This is a genomic window from Halobacillus alkaliphilus, from assembly GCF_900113125.1.
GTDB classification, from domain to species: Bacteria; Bacillota; Bacilli; order Bacillales; family Halobacillaceae; genus Halobacillus; species Halobacillus alkaliphilus.
In genome coordinates, this window is sequence record NZ_FOOG01000091.1 from 1 (window position 1) to 1,027 (window position 1,027).

A 1,027-nucleotide genomic window follows, 5' to 3' on the forward strand; every position below is an offset into this window, starting at 1 on the left:
ATGGAACAAGACGAGTTATTTCCCCACCAGCCCTTATCCATCTAACGTAACGGACCCAATTTATCTCGAAACTGAGTCTTCAAGTAATGGGAGCTTATCTATAGTAAGCAACACGAAGATTTAACGTAGTTATTATATAAAGAATATGGAAGAAAATTGGTGAATGGGGAAAGCTAAACGCAAAGGTTCACAAGGAGGATGAAGAAACATGACTAAAATTCTAATGATTGCAACGAATGTGGATCAGTTGGACAGCGATCACCAGACAGGCTTGTGGTTGTCAGATTTTGTAGAACCAGCAACGGAATTTAAAGAAGCAGGATTCGAGGTTATAGCTGCAAGCTTAAAAGGTGGAAGAATTCCAATCGATCCTCATAGTTACAGTAATGAGCTTCCGAGAGTTTGGGACGGTGTGATGGAACCGATTCATAATACACCGATGCTTTCAGAAATTGATCCGAGCGAGTTTGAAGGTGTGTTCCTATGCGGAGGACACGGAGCTATGATGGATTTCCCCAATAATGAAACGATAGAACACGTTTTGAGACATTTTCTAACCGAGAAAAAAATAATTGCTTCCGTAGGGCACGGGTCAGCTGGATTGATTGGTGTGACTGATCATAATGGTGAAGCGATTGTTAGAGGTAGAACAATGACTGGATTTACAGACAAAGAGGAAAAAGAAACCGGAATTGAGAGTCTGCTTCCATTCAAAGTTGAAGAGCAGCTGCAAGCAGAAGGAGCAGGTTTTGAAGCGGCCCCCCCTGATAAAGATCATGTGGAAGTTGATCAACACTTTATTACTGGTCAGAACCCACGTTCAAGCTTGAGTACAGCCCAGGCGGTTATTAAGAAAATAAGAAAACCGCAGCCTCAATAACAAGGACTGATAAATCTAAAAAAGTCTCAGAGTACATAAAAATACTCTGAGACTTTTTTATGTGTGCCCGGCACGGGTGTAAACTCTAGGGTTCAAGTCCCGAGCGGCGAAGGTCGTTGTAGCCGTTAGTCAAAGGCAAGGGTGTCC

General features: G+C 42.6%; 1 protein-coding gene. It reads left to right on the forward strand.

Translation table 11 applies throughout. The annotated features are described in order from the left end of the window. Positions 1-208 precede the first annotated feature (208 nt). The gene (locus BMZ06_RS20290) at positions 209-880 is read left to right on the forward strand and encodes a type 1 glutamine amidotransferase domain-containing protein (RefSeq protein WP_089755055.1); all 672 of its coding nucleotides are present in this window, start codon (positions 209-211) and stop codon (positions 878-880) included. The last annotated feature ends 147 nt before the right edge of the window (positions 881-1,027 follow it).